This is a genomic window from Homoserinimonas sp. A520 (assembly GCF_054489245.1).
Window position 1 is genome coordinate 224,709 of sequence record NZ_JBTMWX010000003.1, and the last position, 19,724, is coordinate 244,432.

General features: G+C 65.0%; 22 protein-coding genes. 13 read left to right on the forward strand and 9 right to left on the reverse strand.

Translation table 11 applies throughout. The features are described 5' to 3' along the window. Positions 1-81 precede the first annotated feature (81 nt). Genes ACX3PH_RS09775 through ACX3PH_RS09785 form a run of 3 tightly spaced genes read left to right on the forward strand, consistent with a single transcriptional unit; the run spans position 82 to position 2,893 of the window. Positions 82-375 (forward strand): metal-sensitive transcriptional regulator, encoded by a 294-nt coding sequence (locus tag ACX3PH_RS09775; RefSeq protein ID WP_459091907.1) that lies wholly within the window; start codon positions 82-84, stop codon positions 373-375. 39 nt (positions 376-414) lie between these two features. Further along, positions 415-639, forward strand: a complete 225-nt coding sequence (locus ACX3PH_RS09780) for a heavy-metal-associated domain-containing protein (protein ID WP_459091909.1) — start codon at positions 415-417, stop codon at positions 637-639. Between the two features lies 1 nt (position 640). After that, positions 641-2,893, forward strand: a complete 2,253-nt coding sequence (locus ACX3PH_RS09785) for a heavy metal translocating P-type ATPase (protein ID WP_459091911.1) — start codon at positions 641-643, stop codon at positions 2,891-2,893. Positions 2,894-2,936: 43 nt separating this feature from the next. Here the strand turns inward: ACX3PH_RS09785 and ACX3PH_RS09790 are convergent, their stop codons facing one another. Beyond that, a complete protein-coding gene (locus ACX3PH_RS09790) occupies positions 2,937-3,866 on the reverse strand; it encodes a LysR family transcriptional regulator (RefSeq protein WP_459091912.1) in 930 nt (309 codons plus the stop codon). 133 nt (positions 3,867-3,999) lie between these two features. Here ACX3PH_RS09790 and ACX3PH_RS09795 point away from each other — a divergent pair, with 133 nt between their 5' ends. From ACX3PH_RS09795 to ACX3PH_RS09815, 5 genes are all read left to right on the forward strand, one after another. Then, positions 4,000-4,935, forward strand: a complete 936-nt coding sequence (locus ACX3PH_RS09795) for an alpha/beta hydrolase (protein ID WP_459091914.1) — start codon at positions 4,000-4,002, stop codon at positions 4,933-4,935. Positions 4,936-4,979: 44 nt separating this feature from the next. Then, a complete protein-coding gene (locus ACX3PH_RS09800; protein ID WP_459091916.1) occupies positions 4,980-6,314 on the forward strand; it encodes an MFS transporter in 1,335 nt (444 codons plus the stop codon). A gap of 2 nt (positions 6,315-6,316) precedes the next feature. Continuing rightward, positions 6,317-7,057: an SDR family NAD(P)-dependent oxidoreductase gene (locus ACX3PH_RS09805; protein WP_459091918.1), complete on the forward strand. Its 741-nt coding sequence runs from the start codon at positions 6,317-6,319 to the stop codon at positions 7,055-7,057. Further along, positions 7,054-7,896 carry an SDR family NAD(P)-dependent oxidoreductase gene (locus ACX3PH_RS09810; protein ID WP_459091920.1) on the forward strand — a complete coding sequence of 281 codons (843 nt, stop codon included), beginning with the start codon at positions 7,054-7,056 and terminating at the stop codon, positions 7,894-7,896. The genes ACX3PH_RS09805 and ACX3PH_RS09810 overlap by 4 nt, the downstream gene beginning before the upstream one ends. A 62-nt stretch (positions 7,897-7,958) precedes the next feature. After that, complete coding sequence (locus tag ACX3PH_RS09815; RefSeq protein WP_459091922.1) at positions 7,959-8,333, forward strand: helix-turn-helix domain-containing protein; 375 nt, start codon at positions 7,959-7,961, stop codon at positions 8,331-8,333. A 14-nt stretch (positions 8,334-8,347) separates the two neighbouring features. Here ACX3PH_RS09815 and ACX3PH_RS09820 read toward each other — a convergent pair whose 3' ends face one another. Both ACX3PH_RS09820 and ACX3PH_RS09825 read right to left on the reverse strand, forming a co-directional pair. Next, on the reverse strand, positions 8,348-8,935 hold the full coding sequence (locus ACX3PH_RS09820) for a ClpP family protease (RefSeq protein ID WP_459091924.1): 588 nt from the start codon (positions 8,933-8,935) through the stop codon (positions 8,348-8,350). After that, positions 8,932-9,561, reverse strand: coding sequence for a ClpP family protease (locus ACX3PH_RS09825; RefSeq protein ID WP_459091926.1), 630 nt, complete (start codon positions 9,559-9,561; stop codon positions 8,932-8,934). Before ACX3PH_RS09825 ends, ACX3PH_RS09820 begins: the two co-directional genes overlap by 4 nt. Positions 9,562-9,763: 202 nt before the next feature. Between ACX3PH_RS09825 and ACX3PH_RS09830 the strand changes: the two genes are divergently transcribed. Beyond that, positions 9,764-10,888 carry an epoxide hydrolase family protein gene (locus ACX3PH_RS09830; protein ID WP_459091928.1) on the forward strand — a complete coding sequence of 375 codons (1,125 nt, stop codon included), beginning with the start codon at positions 9,764-9,766 and terminating at the stop codon, positions 10,886-10,888. 103 nt (positions 10,889-10,991) lie between these two features. Continuing rightward, positions 10,992-11,693, forward strand: a complete 702-nt coding sequence (locus ACX3PH_RS09835) for a spermidine synthase (protein ID WP_459091930.1) — start codon at positions 10,992-10,994, stop codon at positions 11,691-11,693. Positions 11,694-11,699: 6 nt separating this feature from the next. Here ACX3PH_RS09835 and ACX3PH_RS09840 read toward each other — a convergent pair whose 3' ends face one another. Then, entirely contained in the window at positions 11,700-12,491 is a 792-nt protein-coding gene (locus ACX3PH_RS09840; protein WP_459091932.1) for an alpha/beta fold hydrolase, read from the reverse strand. A 149-nt stretch (positions 12,492-12,640) separates the two neighbouring features. On the opposite strand from ACX3PH_RS09840, the gene ACX3PH_RS09845 reads away from it, so the two are divergent. Continuing rightward, positions 12,641-13,219, forward strand: coding sequence for a dihydrofolate reductase family protein (locus ACX3PH_RS09845; protein ID WP_459091934.1), 579 nt, complete (start codon positions 12,641-12,643; stop codon positions 13,217-13,219). On the opposite strand, the gene ACX3PH_RS09850 is transcribed toward ACX3PH_RS09845, so the two are convergent. Together ACX3PH_RS09850 and ACX3PH_RS09855 are read right to left on the reverse strand one after the other, a co-directional pair. Beyond that, a complete protein-coding gene (locus ACX3PH_RS09850; protein WP_459091936.1) occupies positions 13,209-14,159 on the reverse strand; it encodes an NAD(P)-dependent alcohol dehydrogenase in 951 nt (316 codons plus the stop codon). The genes ACX3PH_RS09845 and ACX3PH_RS09850 overlap by 11 nt on opposite strands. Next, on the reverse strand, positions 14,156-14,860 hold the full coding sequence (locus tag ACX3PH_RS09855; protein WP_459091938.1) for a TetR/AcrR family transcriptional regulator C-terminal domain-containing protein: 705 nt from the start codon (positions 14,858-14,860) through the stop codon (positions 14,156-14,158). Before ACX3PH_RS09855 ends, ACX3PH_RS09850 begins: the two co-directional genes overlap by 4 nt. An 89-nt stretch (positions 14,861-14,949) precedes the next feature. On the opposite strand from ACX3PH_RS09855, the gene ACX3PH_RS09860 reads away from it, so the two are divergent. Next, entirely contained in the window at positions 14,950-15,651 is a 702-nt protein-coding gene (locus ACX3PH_RS09860) for a DUF4386 domain-containing protein (protein WP_459091940.1), read from the forward strand. Between the two features lie 26 nt (positions 15,652-15,677). Next, entirely contained in the window at positions 15,678-16,697 is a 1,020-nt protein-coding gene (locus ACX3PH_RS09865) for an NAD(P)-dependent alcohol dehydrogenase (RefSeq protein ID WP_459091942.1), read from the forward strand. 5 nt (positions 16,698-16,702) lie between these two features. Here the strand turns inward: ACX3PH_RS09865 and ACX3PH_RS09870 are convergent, their stop codons facing one another. The 3 genes from ACX3PH_RS09870 to ACX3PH_RS09880 are packed head-to-tail and all read right to left on the reverse strand — an operon-like array spanning position 16,703 to position 19,651. Continuing rightward, positions 16,703-17,368, reverse strand: coding sequence for a DNA alkylation repair protein (locus ACX3PH_RS09870; RefSeq protein WP_459091944.1), 666 nt, complete (start codon positions 17,366-17,368; stop codon positions 16,703-16,705). A gap of 43 nt (positions 17,369-17,411) precedes the next feature. After that, a complete protein-coding gene (locus tag ACX3PH_RS09875; protein WP_459091946.1) occupies positions 17,412-18,242 on the reverse strand; it encodes an SDR family oxidoreductase in 831 nt (276 codons plus the stop codon). After that, entirely contained in the window at positions 18,239-19,651 is a 1,413-nt protein-coding gene (locus ACX3PH_RS09880) for a flavin-containing monooxygenase (protein WP_459091948.1), read from the reverse strand. Before ACX3PH_RS09880 ends, ACX3PH_RS09875 begins: the two co-directional genes overlap by 4 nt. Positions 19,652-19,724 lie beyond the last annotated feature (73 nt).

A 19,724-nucleotide genomic window follows, 5' to 3' on the forward strand; every position in this document is an offset into this window, starting at 1 on the left:
GCGCTTGCGGCTTGACGCGCATACCCCCTAGGGGTAATACTTATACCCCTACAGGGTATGTAAGCGCATCGAGGAGAACCCATGGACCACACAGCACACGGTTACGTGAACGACAAAGAGGAGCTACTCAAGCGGCTCCGCCGTGCCGAGGGCCAGGTGCGCGGCATCGCGCGGATGGTCGACGAGGACGTCTACTGCATCGACATCCTCACCCAGGTTTCCGCCGCGACTAAGGCCCTCGAAACCGTAGCCCTGCAATTGCTGGACGACCACCTCAGCCACTGCGTCGCCGAGGCTGCCCAGCAGGGCGGTGAGGTTGCCGACGAGAAGATTCGCGAAGCATCCGCCGCCATCGCGCGCCTCGTCCGTTCCTGACTCTCATTTCCTGACCACGCACAACAAGAGGAGACACCCATGTCCAACGCAATCAACACACTCGGCGTGACCGGGATGACCTGCGGCCACTGCGTGTCCAGCGTCACCGAAGAGCTCAGCGCCCTCGACGGCGTGGAGTCGGTCGACGTGCAACTCAATGTTGGCGGCGTGTCCACGGTCACGATCGCCAGCACATCCGCCCTCGACCCGGCAGCCATTCGTGCCGCCGTCGACGAGGCAGGCTACGCGCTCACGGAGGTCTGAGTTGTCGGTGACGGATGTCGAACTCGACATTGGCGGGATGACCTGCGCTTCCTGCGCCAACCGTGTCGAGCGGAAGCTGAATAAGCTGCCCGGGGTCGAAGCCTCGGTGAACTATGCCACCGAGAAGGCGCGGGTGAGCGCTCCGGAGGGCATGACCGCCGAGCAACTGATCGCCGCAGTGGAGTCGGCTGGTTACACCGCCGAGCTGCCGGCGCCGCCGGTCGAGGAGTCGTCCGGCGTCAGCGTGCCGGCATCCGATGGGCTTTCCGAACTGCGGCAGCGGCTGATCATCTCAGCCGTGCTGACCGTGCCGGTGTTGTTGTTGTCGATGATTCCGGCGCTGCAGTTCACCAACTGGCAATGGCTCGCCCTGACCCTCGCGGCCCCGGTCGCGGTGTGGGGCGCGATGCCGTTCCACCGGGCGGCGTTCGTGAACGCGCGCCACGGGGCGGCCACCATGGACACTCTGGTCAGCGTTGGCGTGCTGGCTGCGCTGGCCTGGTCGCTGTACGCGCTGTTCTTCGGCACCGCCGGCATGCCCGGCATGCAGATGAGTTTCACCTGGTTCGCCGAACCGGGTTCCGGCGCGAGCGAGATCTACCTCGAGGTCGCGGCGGCGGTGACAGTCTTCATCCTCGGCGGACGGTACATCGAAGCTCGCACCAAACGGCAATCTGGAGCCGCGATGCGCGCGTTGCTGGAGCTCGGCGCGAAGGACGCCAACGTGCTGCACGACGGTGCCGAGGTTTCTGTCCCCGTCAGCGCACTGAAACCGGGCGACCTGTTCGTCGTGCGACCGGGGGAGAAGATCGCCACCGACGGGTTGGTGACGGATGGCGCATCCGCCGTGGACCTCAGCATGCTGACCGGCGAGTCGGTTCCGGTCGAGGTCGCACCGGGCGACCGTGTTGTCGGCTCGACCGTCAACGTGGGCGGGCGGTTGATCGTCGAGGTCACGCGCGTCGGGGCCGACACCGAGCTGGCTCGGTTGGGTCGCCTGGTCGAGGATGCACAGACCGGTAAGGCCGAGGTGCAGCGCCTGGCCGACCGGGTCTCCGCAATCTTCGTCCCGGTTGTCATCGTGCTGTCGATCCTGACCCTGGTCGCCTGGCTGCTGCTGGGCGGGTCGGTGGAGGCGGCGTTCACGGCCGCGGTTGCGACGCTCATTATCGCCTGCCCCTGTGCGCTGGGGCTGGCCACGCCGACCGCGCTGCTGGTCGGCACCGGCCGCGGCTCACAGCTGGGCATCCTGATTCGCGGACCGCAGACCCTCGAGTCAACTCGCCGCGTCGACACGATCGTGCTCGACAAGACCGGCACGGTCACCACCGGCGAGATGCGCCTGCACGAGGTGGTCGTCGCGGATGGCGAGACTGTGGCTGAGCTGCTGCAAGTGGCTGCCGCGGTCGAGAACGGCTCCGAGCATCCGATCGGTCGCGCGATCGTTGCTGGCGCCGAGGCTAAGGGGATCGAGCTGGCGGATGCCGCGTCGTTCACGTCGCACCAGGGTCAGGGTGTGGCGGCGACGGTCGGCGACCGTGCCGTGGCGGTGGGCAAGGCGGACTGGATCGAACGTGACTGGGCGCTGCCGTTGCCCGCGGCGCTGCGTGCTTCTTTCGATGCCGCCGAGGCCTCCGGTAATACGGCCGTGGTGGTCGGCTGGGATGGTGCCGTGCGCGGCCTGCTGATCGTGGGCGACTCGATCAAGCCGACCAGTGCAGAGGCGATTGCCCGGTTCCGCAAGCTTGGACTGACGCCGGTGTTGCTGACCGGCGACAATGCCGGTGCTGCGGCCAATGTGGCAGCGAGCGTGGGCATTGAGGACGTTCGTGCCGGTGTGACCCCGGCCGGCAAGCTGGAGGCCATCCGCTCGTTGCAGGCATCCGGTCGGGTGGTGGCGATGGTCGGCGATGGCGTCAATGACGCGGCAGCGCTGGCGGCGGCCGACCTCGGCATCGCGATGGGCGCCGGAACGGACGCGGCAATCGCGGCGAGTGACCTCACGGTCATGAGTGGGGACCTGCTGGTGGTGGCGGATGCCATCCGGCTGGCCCGGCGCACGCTCGGCACCATCAAGGGCAACCTGTTCTGGGCGTTCGCCTACAACACGGCTGCCATTCCGGTGGCGATGCTCGGCCTGCTGAACCCGTTGCTGGCGGGGGCGGCAATGGCGTTCTCGTCGGTGTTCGTGGTGACGAACAGCCTGCGGCTGCGAGGGTTCAAGCGGGAGCAGACCCAGGTTTCGACTGGCTGAGTTCAACAACACTTCCTAATAGCCCGGTGGACGGCGCAGCGAGTTATGCCGGAACGAAATGCTCAGGCTGGGACACCAGTACTCCCATTCGTGTGGCGACCTTTCGCCCAGCCGCCTCGATGTCTCGAATGACCTGACGGTGGTCGGACACCCGAGAAACCAGCGCGCTCTGGATCGGGGGCAGGTCGATCTCGACGAAGGTGACACCCGGATGCCGAAAGTAGTCCTGGGCGCGGGCCGTGATCGTCATGACAGCCTGGCCGGCGGCGACCACAGCAAGTCCCTCGCGCACCGTGTGGATGGTCGGACCCTCGGCGATCGGGGCCCCAGCCGGTGTTGCCGGTGGGAAGTGGTACGCGAGCCATGCGGGTGGCGCCACACCAGGTGGCAGCCGCACCATGCGTTCCTCTCGCAGCTCTTCCGGGTCGACCAGGGCGCTCTGACTGAGCCGATGACCGTCTGGTAGTGCGAGCATCCGCTGGTCCTGAAAGAGGATCGCCCCGCGCCGCAACTCGGGCAGCCCCACCGGCAACCTCACTAAGGCGATGTCGACGGAGCCGTTGCGCACGGCTTCGATCTGGTCGATGTAGGTGAGCTCGACCAGGGTCATGTTCACGTCGGGGCGGAGTCGCTCGAACTCTGCCCGCAGTGGCGCGGTGAACTCGTAGAAGCCGCCGCCCAGGTATCCGATGAGGAGCTCACTGCGCTCGCCACGCGCCTGCTTGCGCGCGGCATCAAGGGTTGCATTCAGTGCGATGAGGGTGGGTTCGACCTCCCTGACCAGGGTCTCTCCGAGCGGAGTGAGCGTCACCCTCCTACTGGTGCGTTCAAACAGGGCGTTACCGAGTTCCTTTTCAAGCGAACGGACAGCTTCCGAGACGGTCGACTGGTTCATGTACAGGCGTTCGGCAGCACGCCCGAAATGCAATTCACGAGCCACCTCGACGAAGATCTCAAGCTTTCGCGTTTCCATCCCACTCCCATCAATCGGATAAGCCGAATGATAGCCGACCGAATGCTCGTTGATCGCCGGAGATCATCTGGGTGAGGCTATCGGTACGCGCAAGGGATTATGCGCCAGAACGGCAACCTCAAAGGAGAGCACAGTGTCAGCGCACCAACCGTCCCCGGCACCATTCACCAGCGAAGCTGTGGAGTTCGGTGCCCCGGGAGAGCGGCTCCGCGGCACGCTTTACCTGCCGGCGGATGCCGATGGCGAAATTCCCGGCGTGGTGCTCGGCCACGGCTGGGGTATGTGTGCAGGTGGTGACCTCGAGGATTATGCGCGGGCCATTGTTGAGCGGGGCATCGCTGCGCTCACCTTCGACTTTCGTCGACTCGGCAAGAGCGACGGCCTGCCCCGACAAGACATCGACCCGTACTGGCAGGTCGAGGACTACCGCACGGCGATCACCTGGCTCAGCGCACGGCCCGAGGTCGCTTCACGGAACATCGGCATCTGGGGCAGCAGCTATAGCGGCGGGCACGTCCTGATCGTCGCCGCGACTGACAGCCGGGTGAAAGCTGTGGTTTCACAGGTTCCCACCATCAGCGGCTACGAGGCGGGACTTCGAAAGACCCACCCTGAAAAGCTCGATGCTTTGCGCGAAGTGTTCCATGCCGACCGGCTTGCTCGCCTGAACGGCGAGGCACCAGGAATGATCCAGACCGTCGGCACACCGGATGAGACCAACGTCGCCTATCCGGGAGCCGACTCCTACGACTACATGTCGGGCCAAGGCAAGATCGTGCCGGAGTGGCGCAACGAGGTCACGCTTCGGTCCCTTGACGCTGCCCGCGCCTACGAGCCGGGCACCTGGATAGACAGGATCGCACCCAAGCCCCTTCTCATGATTGTCGCCACCGGCGATTTGACCACCCCGTCAGACATGCAACTTGAGGCTTACGCGAAGGCTCGTCACCCCAAGGAACTCATGTTGCTTCCTGGTGGCCATTACTCGGCTTACCAAGAGCACTTCGACACAACGAGCGTGGCCGCGGCCGACTGGTTCAGCACACACCTCGAATCCACCAACTCATAGACCGCAAGACCCTCGAAACCCCACCACAAAGGAGTGACAACACATTGAGTACCATTGCCCCCGAATTGACTACTGACCAGAAACTCACCAGACCCCAGCTGAAATCCAGACTGCGGTCCCTTCGCGCCGCCGTCATGGGCAACGTGCTGGAGTGGTTCGACTGGACCCTCTACGCGACCTTCGCCGTCTACCTGGCCGCGAACTTCTTCGAGGCCGGTGACCCGACATCCGCGCTCCTCGCAACACTCGCAGTGTTCGCCGTCGGGTTCGTCGCCCGCCCCATCGGCGGCATCATCTTCGGCAAGTTGGGCGACCGGATCGGCCGCAAGACCACGCTCGTGGCGACCATGATCACGATGGCCACAGCAAGCCTCATCATCGCGATCATCCCGAGCTACGAGACGATCGGGGTCTGGGCTTCTGTGCTGCTGCTTACGGCGCGACTGCTGCAGGGACTGGCACACGGCGGTGAATCGGGTGTCTCCTACACTTACGTCGCCGAACTGGCACCGCCGAAGCACCGCGGCCTCTGGTCGAGCTCGGTGTTCATCAGCGTGACGATCGGCGTGATGGGTGCCACCTTCGTCGGCATCCTGCTCACCGCCCTGTTCACCGAAACCGACATGATGGCTTTCGGATGGCGTATCGGCTTCGTCTTCGGTGCCCTGCTCGGCATCTATGCGCTGTACCTGCGCCGTGCCGCCGACGAGTCCCCGGTCTTCGAGGAGGCCGGTGAGAAGTCTGAAGCCGCCGCCCCCAGCAAGCTCTCCGCACGCCAGGTGTGGACGATCGTCGCCAAGGTTGTTCTCCTGTCCGCAGCATCCAACGCCGCGTACTACACCTGGGTCACCTTCGCGCCCAGCTTCGCGATCTCCGGTCACGGAATGGACCCGAATGGAGCATTCACGGCGAGCATCCTCGCCCAGGTGGTCGTACTGTTCCTGCTTCCGTTCTTCGGGCACCTCGCCGACCGCTTCGGACGCAAACCCATGGTTCTGATCTACGGCGTCCTGGTGATGGTTGTCGTGTTCCCCATCAACATGATCCTGTCCGACCAGCCCTGGACGCTGTTCCTCTCCCAGGGCCTCGGCCTGGCGGTGTGGGCGATCATCGCATCGATCTACCCGGCGATCGTCGCTGAGCAGGTCCCGACCAAGCAGCGCGCGTTCGGTGTCGGTTTCCTCAGCTCGCTCTCTGTTGCGATCTTCGGCGGAACCGCCCCGTATCTGAACACCTGGCTGACCTCCATCGGAGCTTCATGGGTGTTCTCGGTGTGGGTCGGATTACTGGGACTCCTCGCCGTGATCGCCTCGTTCATCATCAAGGAGACGAAGGGTGTTCCGCTCAACGACATCCACACGGCGGCGGAGACGCGTTGATCGTGGCCGGCACTTCGAAAGTTTCCGCAAACCTTGTGGTCGTCGTGACCGGTGCCGCTGGCGGTATCGGCTCGGCAACGTGCGAAGAGTTTCTACTGCGGGGGGCGACGGTCATCGGGCTGGACCGCGCCTTCCCAGAAGGCTCCACCGCTGAGGGGGTCGACCGCCGCCCTGTCGATGTCACCGACATTGCCGGGGTGCGTGCCATCGCAGACGAAATCGTCGAACGGTACGGGCACATCGACGTGTGGGTGAACAACGCGGGCATGCTCGGTCGAAGTCCATCATTGGACCTCGAAGAGGATGCCTGGAATCAGACACTGAACGTCAACCTCACCGCGACATTCTTCGGCGCACAGGCCGCTGCACGCCACATGGCGAAGCGGGGCAAGGGGACGATCATCAACCTGTCGAGCTACGCCGGGCTTAAAGCCCGCCCGAACTGCGCCGACTACGCCTCGGCCAAGGCCGGTGTCGCTCATCTCACCGAGTGCCTCGCACTCGAATGGGGTCCCCTGGGCATCCGCGTGAATGGCGTCGCCCCCGGCTATATCGACACCCCGATGAGCGCCTGGATGCACGCCGACAAAGAGCAGATGGCATGGTTCAAGGGTCGTTCTCCGCTCGGACGACTCGGTGAGACGAGCGAAGTGGCGAAAACCATCGCCTACCTTGCGTCGGACGACTCCTCGTATGTGACCGGCCAGGTCATGCTCGTCGACGGAGGGTTCGCCAAGTCATGAGCGACCGCGAGAGAGATTATTGGAGCACGCGCACCTGCGTCGTTACGGGCGGCGCAGGCGGACAGGGTGCTGCAGAAGTGCGGAGCCTGATCGCGCTCGGTGCCTCCGTGGTGGCGATCGACAGGCTCCCGAACGACGCTCCAGAGTGGGCGGCGCTCCGCGAGTCGGTCGACGCCAACCTGCGCCTGGTGACAGTCTCCGGCGACATCGTCGAGGACGCGACCTGGGATCGCGTTCTCGAGGCGGTTGCCGGGCTCGGTCGCCCCCTTGCCGGGCTGGTCAACAACGCCGGGATCACCCTGCGCAAGACGGTGACCCAGACCTCACTTGCGGAGTGGGAGAATCTCATCCGGGTCAACCTCACCGGCAGCTTCATGGGCATCCGTCGGCTGGCGGATGCCATGGCGGAGGGCGGTGCAATTGTGAACGTCTCGTCCACCGCCGGCCTCACCGGCTACTTCTCGGCCGCGTACACGGCAAGCAAGTGGGCCGTGCGGGGGCTCGCGAAGGCGGCGGCGATCGAGCTCGCACCCCGCGGCATCCGGGTGAATACGATCTGCCCTGGGCTGGTCGACACCCCTATGGCGCTGACCGTCAAGCCGGGCCACGACGCCGACCAGATCAAGGGCTGGTATGAGGGCAATCGGGAGATGACGCCGCTGGGGCGGGGTGCATCACCCGACGAACTTGCGGACGCCGCCCTGTTCTTGCTGGGGCCGCATTCGTCGTTCATTACCGGCACCGATCTCGCCGTCGATGGCGGCATGATCGGGGCCGGCATTTACACCTATGTGGGACAGCGGGCAGGAACCATCCCTGAGCAGGCAGCCAGGGGCTGAGGGCCATGTCTGCTGTGAGCAGAATCGGGCCCCCAGCCCTGGGTCACGCTTTACGATCAAGCATGGCCGATATCGTCGTATCCCTGAACTCTCAGAGCGCTGGCGAGCAGCCCGCGGAGGCTACCCCTCAGACTCAGAGGCCCCGCGAGCCCTTGTGGCGACACCTGGTCGGTGATCAACTGCGCAGGCTCCGGCACGAGCGCGGCGAGACCCTGGGTAAGACCGCGACCCGTGCCGGCGTCTCTCCCCAATACCTGTCCGAAATCGAGCGAGGGCGCAAGGAGCCGTCGAGCGAGATGATCGCGGCCGTGACCAGAGCTCTGGACACCACCCTGGTCGACCTGACGCTCGACATCGCCGAGCGCCTGATCGCCGCGCGGGAGCATCCCACCACGCAACTCTCGGCCAACCGGTCCAACGTCGCGTTGGCCGCGTAGCTGCGGCATCGTTGTCATCTCTCCTCGATGACGTGATCGAGCAGGCCATAGTCCCGTGCGGTGGCCGCGGTGAAGATCCGGTCGTGGTTGGTATCGGCGCGCAGCGTCGCGACGCTCTGCCCGGTGTGCCGGGATAGGACCGACTCGATGTCCGAGCGGATCCGCACCACCTCGTCAGCCTGCAGGATGAGGTCAGGGATGGCTCCCCGACCCTGAGCGGCAGGCTGGTGAAGCACGATCCGGGCGTGGGGGAGCGCAGCCCGCTTTCCCTCGGCACCGGCGGCGAGGAGGACGGCGCCGACCGCAACCGCCTCGCCAACGACAGTGGTGGCGACCTGCGGGCGGATGTATCGCATGGTGTCGTAGATGGCCAGCATCGCCCCGGGGTCGCCACCCTCGCAATTGATGTACAGCTGGATGTCGCCCTCCGCGTTGTCCGACTCCAGGTACAGCAATTGGGCGATCAGGGCGTTAGCGACGCCGGCGTCGATGGCTGTTCCCAGGTAGACGATCCGCTGAGTCAACAGGTGCGAGTAGACATCCGTCACCCTGTCGCCGCGAGGATGCTGTGAGAAGACGTTCGGGATGGTGTAACTGCTCATCGGACGCCCCCATCAATCGCAACGCTGAATCCAGTGCTGACGCGGTCTCGCGGCCTGAAGTCGTCAAAGGAGTCGACGACAGCGTCGACGAAGCCGTACTCGAGGGCCTCCTCGGCGGTGTACCAGTGGTCGTGCAGGGAGTCTTCGAAGATCCGCTCGATCGGCTGTCCGGTGTCCTCCGCGATCAATCGCAGCACCGTGTCTCGGGTGTGGCGAAGATCATCCGCCTGTAACTCGATGTCGACAGCGCTGCCTCCGATTCCCGCTGACCCCTGGTGCATCAGCACGCGAGCGTTCGGGAGAGCTTTGCGTTTCCCTTTCGTCCCGGCGGAGAGCAGGAATTGCCCGGCGCTGTACGCGATGCCGAACACGAGGGTCGAGACGTCGTTGGGAATCGTCCGCATCACGTCCCGGATCGCGAGCATCGACGGCACTGAGCCGCCAGGGGAGTGGATCCACAAGGAGATGTCGGCGGATGGGTCTTCCGTGGCCAACGCGATGAGCTGAGTGGCCAGCAAGGTTCCGTTGTCGTCGTCGAGAGGTCCATCCAGCACGAGCACGCGCCGCTCATAGAACTCGCGTCGGATCGTTTCGGTGAACAGTGGTTGCTTCGGGGAATCGCTCATGTACCCACCCTGCGCCCGCTCTTCGGGGTGATGCGAGCGAATCTGCCGACAGCAGAGCAGCCCTCAGCAGAGGAGAAAGCAACGGATGCCGTGGGCGCTGACGTTGATGTTTACTTGACGTCGAACGCTCTACGGTTCGCGCTCATTTGATTGTTTGCTCGGGAGGATGGTTCAGATGTCGGGACGGTCAAGAAGCTTTGCCGTGAAGAGTGACCCGCTGATCTCAGTTCATCAACGGGATGTGGATGAGTTGCAGAATCGTATCTTCACAACCAAGTGGCCACAGTCCTGGCCGGTCGAGCCATGGACAGCCGGGAGCGATGTCGAGGAAGTGCGGCGCCTGGCTGACTACTGGGGCGACGGATACGACTGGCGCGTTCACGAGGCGCAGATCAACGCGCTTCCCTCCTACGTTGCGGAGTTCGAGGGGCAGAAAGTTCATTTCCTCCGTTTCGACGCTGAAGACCAGGATGCACCAGCGGTTGTGCTGACCAACGGCTGGCCGAGCACCTTCTTCGAGATGGTGGAGCTTGCGCGACGGCTGTCCTCTCCCTCCACGTACGGGGAGACAGGCCCGTCCTTCACCGCGGTCGTTCCTTCACTGCCCGGTTTCACCTTTTCCGACGCCTCAGCCACCTCGCCGCCGCGGATACCGACTCACGAGCTGTGGCATCGATTGATGCTGGGTCTCGGGTTCAACCAGTACTTTGCGCATGGCGGAGATCTGGGCAACGGGATTACATCGCGGCTTGCGGCCGGGCATCCGGAAGCTCTGATCGGGATCCACGTGATGTCGGTGGGAATGCCACGGGAATGGGATGAGGCCTCGTTGGCCGACGAGGAGCGCGCACACCTGGCGCGCATCGAGGTATGGAACCGTGAGGAAGGCGCCTACATGCACCAACACCGCACCCGTCCCCTCTCCCTGGCATTCGGGCTTTCGGATTCGCCGGTCGGCCTTCTCGCGTGGATCCTCGAGAAGTACCGAACCTGGAGCGACCGCAGCTCAGGCCAGGCGTTCGGGCTGACCGATGATTTCCTGCTCACGCAGGCGAGCCTCTACTGGTTCACCAACACGATCGGAACGTCCTTCCGCCCTTATTACGAGGCACTTTCCCCTCACGAGTACGTCACCGTGCCTACCGCGCTGGCGCTATTCCCCGCCGACTTGCAGCAGCCTCCGAGAGCTTGGGCTGAGCGCAGCCACAACGTCCGGCGCTACACGAAGCTGGCCGCTGGCGGGCACTTCGCACCCATCGAACAGTCTGCGATCCTCAGCGACGACATACGCGCATTCTTCACGGAACTGCTCCACCCATCGCTGTAGCGTCTGTTTCCTGACCGCAACGTGAACTCCAGGACCAGTACCCTCGGTGTTGGCACTGCCGGCGTCGGCTGAGCTTGGTGCGGCGCCGGAGGGTGAGAGAGCAATGAGCATGCGATTTGAAGAGCTGGACTGGCAGCAGACGGCGATGGGGGAACTCACGCTGCGCCGTCGGCTCGAACCCTCAGTCGGGCGTGAGGTGTTCGAGGTGAAGTTGGGGGAGGAGTACCTGATGTCGAGCCTCTTCACGGTAGCCGAAGAGGAACTGGCAACCCTCGGGCTCGCAGCCACCGAGAAACCCGGCCTGGATGTTCTTGTCGGGGGGCTCGGACTCGGGTACACCGCTGCCGCTGCGTTGCGTGATCCCAGGGTTCGCGCTCTCTCCGTGATCGATGCACTACCCGCCGTGATCGACTGGCACAAGCGTGGCCTGTTGCCTGTGTCAGCGGACCTGACCGCTGATCAGCGAACGAACCTCGTGCATGGCGATTTCTTCGCAGTGATGCGACAAGTCCATGTCGCGGGCGCTCAGCGCTACGACGTCATCCTGCTCGATGTCGACCATTCGCCCCGCCATTCTCTCGACCCCAGCCACGCTGATCTCTACACTGTCTCCGGGCTGCAAGCCCTCAAGTCTCACCTGAACAGCGAAGGGGTATTCGCGCTGTGGTCGGATGATCCGCCGGACGACGAGTTCATGTCCGTGCTGTCGGCCGTCTTCTCCGAGGCGGTTGCCCACGTGGTCGAGTTCGCGAACCCGGTGACGGGCGGCACGTCTTCGAACAGCGTGTACGTCGCTCGTGATTGACGAAGATCACACCTGGACAGCGAAGAACTTCACCAGGTGCGCTGCGAGCGGCTCGGCGGAAATATCATGGGTCTGTCCCTCAATGATCTCGAACCGGGCCCCGGGGACGGCCGCCGCGACTTCCTCCGCCCCGTAGCGCAGGAAATCCGGGCTCAACTCGCCCGCCAGCGTAAGCGTGGGTACCGTTAGCTGCGAAGCGAGCGCAACCGGTACTCTACTGTCGCCCATCGCCGCATCATCGTAGGCGAGGGTGGGCGCGAGCGCCTCCGTTGCCGACCAACTAGGTGAGGCCTTCATTCCCTCGATGGCCACCTCGGGAACTCCCACCCGGCGCATGAACAGCTCGACGGCATCCGCTCGCCTGCCGCTGGCCAGCAAGCTGGTCAGTTGGTTCGTGTATTGCTCCGCCGAAGGAAGCGCCGGCTCCGGCATGTAGGGCGGCTCATAGAGGGCGATGCGGGAAAGGCGCTGCGGACCGATGCTCGCGGCCGCCCTGAGAACGAGAGCAGCGCCCGAAGATATGCCGAAAACCGCAGCGCTGCCTCCGGCCTGCGCCACCAGCGCGCCGATGTCCTCGATCTCCCGCTCAACGGCGAACGGCAGGGTGTCGCCGCTCGCCCCTCGTCCGCGGCGATCGTAGAGATACACCGTGAACTCTGCGGCGAGCTCTTCAGCAGTGCTTCGCGTGGGTCCGGCGCCGCGGAAGCACATCGCACCGTCGACGAGAATCACGGCGGGACCGGATCCAACGGTCTCGTACGAGATCGGCGTTCCATCCTGAGAGACGACTTCAGGCATCTGATTTCCCTTCAGAGGTTGCTGGTCAGCGTTGTTTCGAGCTTATCCACGGGTTTAGTGACGGAGCCAACGGGTTCAGCCACTAAAACTGCTGGCACTATCCGGACGAATCGCCTTATCGTGTACCTCATCCAATAGGAGGTCCACCCATGGGCAAGCTGATCTACTCGATGATCACGTCACTCGACGGCTACGTGAGCGGGCCGGACGGCAGCTTCGACTGGGGTGGCGCAGACGAAGAGCTGCACGACTTCGTGACCGAGCGGATGGCATCCGTCGGCACCTATCTGAACGGCCGCCGCCTGTACGAGCTCATGGTCTACTGGGAGACCGCGCACCTGGAGCCGGACCAGCCGCGGTACGTCGTTGACTTCGCCCTGGCGTGGCAGGCGGCGGACAAGGTCGTCTACTCAACGACGTTGAGCGAGGTCTCCAGCAAGCGCACCAGGATCGAGCGCACCTTCGATGCGGATGCCGTGCGCAAGCTCAAGGCGGAATCCGATCTTGACCTGACTATCGACGGGCCGACCCTCGCTGCACAGGCCATCCGCGCCGGACTGGTCGACGAGTACCAGGTGTACGTCAGCCCGGTGATCGCCGGGGGCGGCAAGCGGTTCTTCCCCGACGACGTTTCGGCGAACCTGGAACTGTTGGATGACCACCGACTCGGCAGCGGCCTGGTGTATCTGCGCTACGGCGTCACGAGCGCACCGGCTCCTACGGCGTGACGACCACCTTGCCGAGGGCGCGCCCCGCACCCACGTAGGCGAGCGCCTGCGGTACCTCCTCGAGCGAGAACGTGCGGTCGATGTGGATGCGCAGATCTCCGGCGACGCAACGCTCGGCGACCGGCTCGAAGTATGGTGGCCCCTGTCGTGCCACCAGAATGCCCAGCCGGCGCCCGCTGAGCAGGCCGAGCGCGGCACCGGCAGTCACCACCCGCAGCAGTGTTCGCACGGTTCCGCCGACGCAGAGGTAGCGTCCGCCTGGTGCCAGCGCACGCCGGTAGGCGAATACAGATCGGTGCGCCACGAGATCGAGCACCAGGTCGAACGGTTCTCGCCTGGTGAAGTCCTCGCTGCGGTAGTCGACCACATCATCCGCTCCGAGCTGTCGCAGGTAGTCGAGTTTGCCCGCATTGTCGACTCCGGTCACGTGCGCTCCGGAGAGCTTGGCGAGCTGGATCGCGAACGTACCCGCGCCACCCCCTGCGCCATTGATCAACACGCGCTGCCCGTCTCGCGCATGCGCCATCCCCTGAAAAGCTATTGCGCCCGCCTGGGGCAGCGTCGAGGCCTCGGCGAACGTCAACCCGGACGGTTTGTGCGCGAGCGCTTTCACCGGGGCCACCGCGAACTCGGCGAAGCCGCCCATCAGCTCCAGGTTGTCGCCGTACACCTCATCGCCGACCGTGAACCGAGTGACGCCGGAGCCGACCGCAGCGACGCGTCCGGCAATGTCGGAACCGAGCACCCGGCGCCTGGGGGAGCGCAGCCCGCCCAGGCGCGCGTACCCCGGAGTTCCGGTCAGTCCCTCCCAGTCAGTGAGGTTGACGGATGTCGCGGCGACCTCGACAAGCACCTGGCCGGCGCGCGGCGACGGCACTGGCATCTTTTCCAGCCGCAGCACGTCGGGCTGGCCGTACCGATCATAAGCAACGGCCCTCATTGTGCGTTCGGCTCTTCTTCCAGCCGGTGGCGCTCCAGCCAGCGCTCCAGCCCATCCAGGATGAGGTCGAGGCCGAGCGGAAACTCGTCGCCGTAGTTGTAGCCCGGTTGAAGAACATGGTCCGTGGTCAGTTCAGCGAGGTACGGGTACTCGTTCGCCGGGAGCTGCGCGAGCATCACATGCGCCATCGCGGCGGTCTCCTCCTCGGTCGTGAAGGGCAGGCTCTTCTCCTGCATGGCAAAGCCGTAGATGTAGCTGTCCAGCGCTGAGAACGCGTGGGCAGCCATCGCGATGGAAAAACCGGCATTGCGGAGCGTGCCGATCACCCGGTCGTGATGCCGCAGGGTTCCGGGCCCGGGGTTCGTCCCCGAGTCCTTGAGGGTGGTGGCCCACGGATGCCGCGACAGCACCTCGCGGAACGACACCGACCGCTTGCGCATTGCCGTCATCCAGTCATCGCTGTGCGACGGCAACTCGATCTCACTGAAAACGGCATCGACCATGCCGTTCAGCAGGTCCTCCTTGTTCGCGACGTGGTTGTACAGCGACATCGCTTCCACGCCGAGCTCTTCCCCGAGCCTGCGCATGGTCAGCGATTCGATGCCTGCCGTGTCGGCAAGCGCGATCGCGGTGCTCAGTACTCGGTCGCGATTCAGCCGGCTCCGTGTCGCTGTGCCTGCTTTGCCTGATGGTCTCGCCATATTTTCCCCCGTCTGATCTATTGACAACCTTACCATGTATCTGTAACTTGCTTACATCATAAGTTTACAACGTAAGGAATGGAATCCCCATGAACCCGAACATGCTCGCCTCGACCAGGACCGCTGCCCCGCGGCATCCGCTTCGCTTCACCAACTGGTCGCAACGCACATCGGCGCTCGTCGCCGGAGTCTCCCTCGCCGTCATGGCAGCGTTAGGAGGCTTTGCCAACTTCGGGGCGCTCGTTCCGCTGATTGCCCCGGGCGACGCGACCCACACTGCGGACAACATCACCGGCTCGCCGATCCTGTTCCTGGCGGGCGTCGCCGGCTTCGTCGTCATTGCCATCCTCGACGTCATCGTTGCGGGTGCCCTGTACACATTGTTCAAGCCGGTCAGCCGCCGGCTCTCAGCGGCAGCCGCCTGGATGAGAACCATCTACGCAGTGCTTCTGCTGGGCGCCGTCAGCCAACTCGTGCTCGGGTACACGATGCTCGGCGATCCGGAAGCCGCCCTCCCGGTGCTGGTGTCGTTCAACACCATCTGGGTTATCAGCCTCGGCCTGTTCGGCGTCTCCCTGCTGTTGATCGGCTACCTTGCCTTCCGTTCCGGTTTCATCGCGAAGGTGTTCGGCATCCTGCTCGCCGTCGCGGGTGTCGGATACCTGGCGGATTCTTTCGGCATGGCCTTCATCCCCGGCTTCACGGCCGTCTTCGCCCAGTTCCTGTTCGTGGGTGAGGTGGCCATCATCTTCTGGCTGCTCATTCGCGGCCGCCGCCTTCCCGCCAACTGACACCCGAAGCTGAAGGAGCAGAACTGATGACCATCCCCGCGATCGAATCCTCCAGCATCCGGAACATCGCCACCATGAAAGCCCTGGTCTCCCGGCGCTATGGCGGGCCCGAGGTCCTGGCGATCGAACAGGTGGCCAAGCCTGTTCCGAAGGCGGGGGAGCTGCTGATCCGAAACCACGCCTCCGTCGTCACCGCCGCCCTGTGCCACGCCCGGGCCGGCGCCGACCTGTCGACCCGGCTGTACTTTGGCCTCAGAAAACCGAAGTGGCCCATCCTCGGCACCAACTTCTCCGGGGTGGTCGAGGCCGTAGGGAGTGCCGAAACACGCTTCAAGGTCGGTGACCGTGTCGCCGGAACCAACGCCACGAACTTCGGTGCCCACGCCGAGTACCTGGTGGTAGCGGATGCCGGCGCGATCGTCCCGAAGCCGGCCGGCCTGAGCGACGCGCAGACGGTAGCCGTCTTCGATGGCGCGGTCACGGCCCTGCCGTTCCTGCGGGATACCGCCAGGCTTCAGGCGGGCCAGTCCACCCTGGTCATCGGTGCATCCGGCGCTGTGGGTACGGCGGCGATCCAGCTTGCCAAACACCTCGGCGCCACCGTCACCGCCGTGTGCAGCACCGCGAACCTCGAGCTGGTGCGCACGCTGGGGGCGGATGCCGTGATCGACTACACGACGGACGATTTCACCCGAAATCTCGACTCCTACGACGTTATCTTCGACGCGGTCGCCGCTAACTCGTTCTGGAGGAGCCGGAGGACTCTGAAGCGCGGCGGCATCTACCTGACCACCGAGCCGTCGCCCGCCATCCTGTTTCAGATGCTCTGGACCTCGCGGTTCGGCCGCAAGAAGGCGGCAATCGCGTTCACCGGGTTGGCCAAACCGGCCGAGTTGGCGAAAAACCTCGCCTTCATCGCCGGGCTGGCCGAAACAGGTCAGTACGTCCCGGTGATCGGGGCAACGCATTCGATCGAGCAAGCGGCCGAAGCACACCGCCTGGTCGACACCGGGCACAAGACGGGCAGTGCCGTCATCACGATCTGAGCCAGCTACCCCTGCCGGCGCACGATCTCCGTGATCCAGATCGGCGCAAACGGCGAGGTGCAGTTCGGCGGAGTCGGGTAGTCCTTCAGCACTTCCAGCCGTTCGCCGATGTCGATCGCCCGGGTGCGCAGGTCAGGGTTGTTGATACCGATCATCGCCAGGCAGGTGTTCATCGCCCACTGCAATCGGTCCGGCGCATCCTTCATCTGCGACTCAATGATGTCCAGCAGCCCAGCAAGGTCCAGCCCTTCCGGGCTCTTCGCCACCCGCTCCGAGGTCAGCGCCCAGCCGGCACTCGCCACGATCGGGTCCGGATCGGAGAACCACTTCAGCCGCAACTCCTCGGCATGCGGATTCTTCTTCACGACGTAGTTCACCAGCCAGTCCTGCACCTTCGGTGCCTGGGCGACCCGCAGCATCCCGTCCAGCTCGCCTGTCGAATACAGCTTGGGGCGGCACACGAGAAGCGCGAGCAATCGCGCCGCCGTGTCACCCGTCGCCCAGAGCTCGCCAGCCAGATCGTGCTGCGTCTTCAGTCGCTTCGCTACAAGCCGCAGCTTGCTGAGGTTCACGCCGTGGTCGTCGCCATGCCTCTCGTTGACCTCGCGCATTCTGGGGTCTTCGAGCCCAGCCAATTCCGCCAGAAGCTCGGCCGTACGTGTGTCTGACATGAGCCCTCGCGTCTCAACTCGGTGGATGGGCTATCGCCCCAGCCTACTTCCGGTCGCCGAACTGGGCCTCATATCCGGCGCGGGCGCCGCGGTCGGCCTGGCGAACCTGGTCGGGAACGAGCCGGCGCAGCAGTGGGTCGCGCATCCATCCGGGCAGCACGTTGACCCAGCGCAGCACCGGGCCGATGTAGCCGGGGAGCGTGACCTCGAAGCGCGGGCGGATGATGGTGCGCAGCACGGCGGCAGCAACATCCGCTGGCAGGAGCAACTTGGCGGCGCCCGTGGCCGTTCCCGTTGCGAGGGCTGTGTCCACCACGGCGGGCATGATGACGGAGAAACGGATGGGGGAGCGGTGCAGTTCCGCGCGCACGGCTTTGAGGTAACCGAGAACGCCGTGCTTGCTCGCCGCATAGCTCGCCTCGCCCGGGGTGGTCAGGATCGAGGCGGCGGAAGCGATGGTGATGATGTGCCCCGAACCACGGGCCACCATCGCGGGTGCCGCGAGTTTCACGCCGCGGATCACCCCGAGAAGGTTCACCGCGACCTGCCGCTCCGCCGCGGCATCCGGTTCAGCGTCGAAGGGACCGACCCACATGACGCCCGCGTTGTTGACCAGCACGTCGATCGGGCCCCAGGCTGCTTCGACGGTGGTCAGGAAGTCGGCGAAAGACTCCGTGTCGGTGACGTCCAGCTCGAGGCCGAGCAGGATGCCGTCGAGTTCGTCCGCCGTGCGCCTCACCGCGGTGCCGTCGAGGTCCCCGATCGCGACCCTGGCGCCGGCCGAGGCCAGGAGGCTCGCGATTTCGCGGCCGATTCCGTTCGCGCCCCCGGTTACGGCGACCACTGTGCCGGTGAGGTCCGCCGGGCGGGTCATCCGTTCTCCCTGGCGACTGCACGCTCGGTCGTAGCGGAGTGAGCGACGGATCGCTTTCGGCCTCGACCCCGTTCTCGTGCCAGGTCCCAGAGGTAGCGGTCGAAGTCGACCTCCATGGTGTGCCGCGGCGACGTGTAGAACTGGCGCTTGTTGCGCTCGTGGTCTGTGGCCAGTTGTTCGCGGATCTCGTCGTCGGACGGGGCGACGTACTGCCCGCTCAGCATTTCGGCTACCCACGCTCCCTGCGCCTCGGCCAGGGGCATCACCGCGCCGACCGGCTGCACCAGCCCGATGAAGAACAGGCCGGGAAGGTCCGGGTGCACGGTCCGCTTCCACAGCGGCAGCTCGTTGTCCTCCGCGGCGACCAGGGCCGGATCAAGGAACGGGAACGTCACCTTGTATCCCGTCGCCCACACGATCAGGTCGGCCTTCGCGCGGGTGCCGTCGACGAACACCACACCGTCCCCGTCGAAGCGCTCGATACCAGGTCGTACGGCGACTCGGCCGGCAGCGATCCGTGCGCGGATGTGATCCGATTGAACCGGATGCGACTGCCCGGGTTTGTGCTGCGGCTTCGGCAACTCGTAGTTGCGAAGGCTGCCCGAGGTGAGCGCCCCGATGCGCAGCCGCAACGCCGTCACCCACCACGGCATCCATCCGGGTAGTGCGACCTGGTCGCTGGGGAACCCGAGAAGGAACTTGCGCAGCACCCACTGCCCGCGGCGAATCGACATGGTGACGCTGTTCGCGCGGTGGGAGCCTTCGACCGCGATGTCCATGGCGGAGTTGCCTGCGCCGACCACGACAATGTCCCGGCCCTCCAACTGGTCGCCCGACCGGTAGTCGTGGGCGTGCATCTGCTCCCCGTCGAAGTGGCTGGGATAGGCGGGGTCTGGCCAGCGCGGGTCCCAATGGTGGCCGTTGGCGACCAGCACCGCGTCGTAGTGGCCCACCTGCTCGCCATCCGGGCCGCTGGTGCGCACCAGCCAGCCGCCCTCGGCATCCCGGGTGACCTGCTCAACCTCGGTGTTGAAGGTGAGCGCATGCCGAAAGCCGAAGTGGTCGACGTAGTTCTCGAAGTAGGCGTGCACCTGGTCGTGCCGGGCATACGGCGGATAATTGGCCGGCATCGGGAAGTCGGAGAACGCCATCCGGGGGCCGGAGGTGTTGATCTCCAGGGTTTCGTAGCAGGCCGATGAACCGTTCGGGTTGTCGAAGAGCCAATTGCCGCCGATCGCGCCGCCGCGTTCGAACCAGTCGAATGGCACCCCGGCGAGGTAGAGCGCCTTGGCGGCGGCGATCCCGGAGGAACCGGCGCCGATCACGCAGGCGCGGGGCAAGGACTCGTCCACGGGGATGGGGGCCGTCACCGCGTCAGCGAGGTGTTCGGGCTTCACCAAATAGGGCATGGGGGAAGCATGGCAGTGAAAGTACACGAGCTCCACTCCACCCGTTTCGGACCGACAGACTTATTTGAACCAC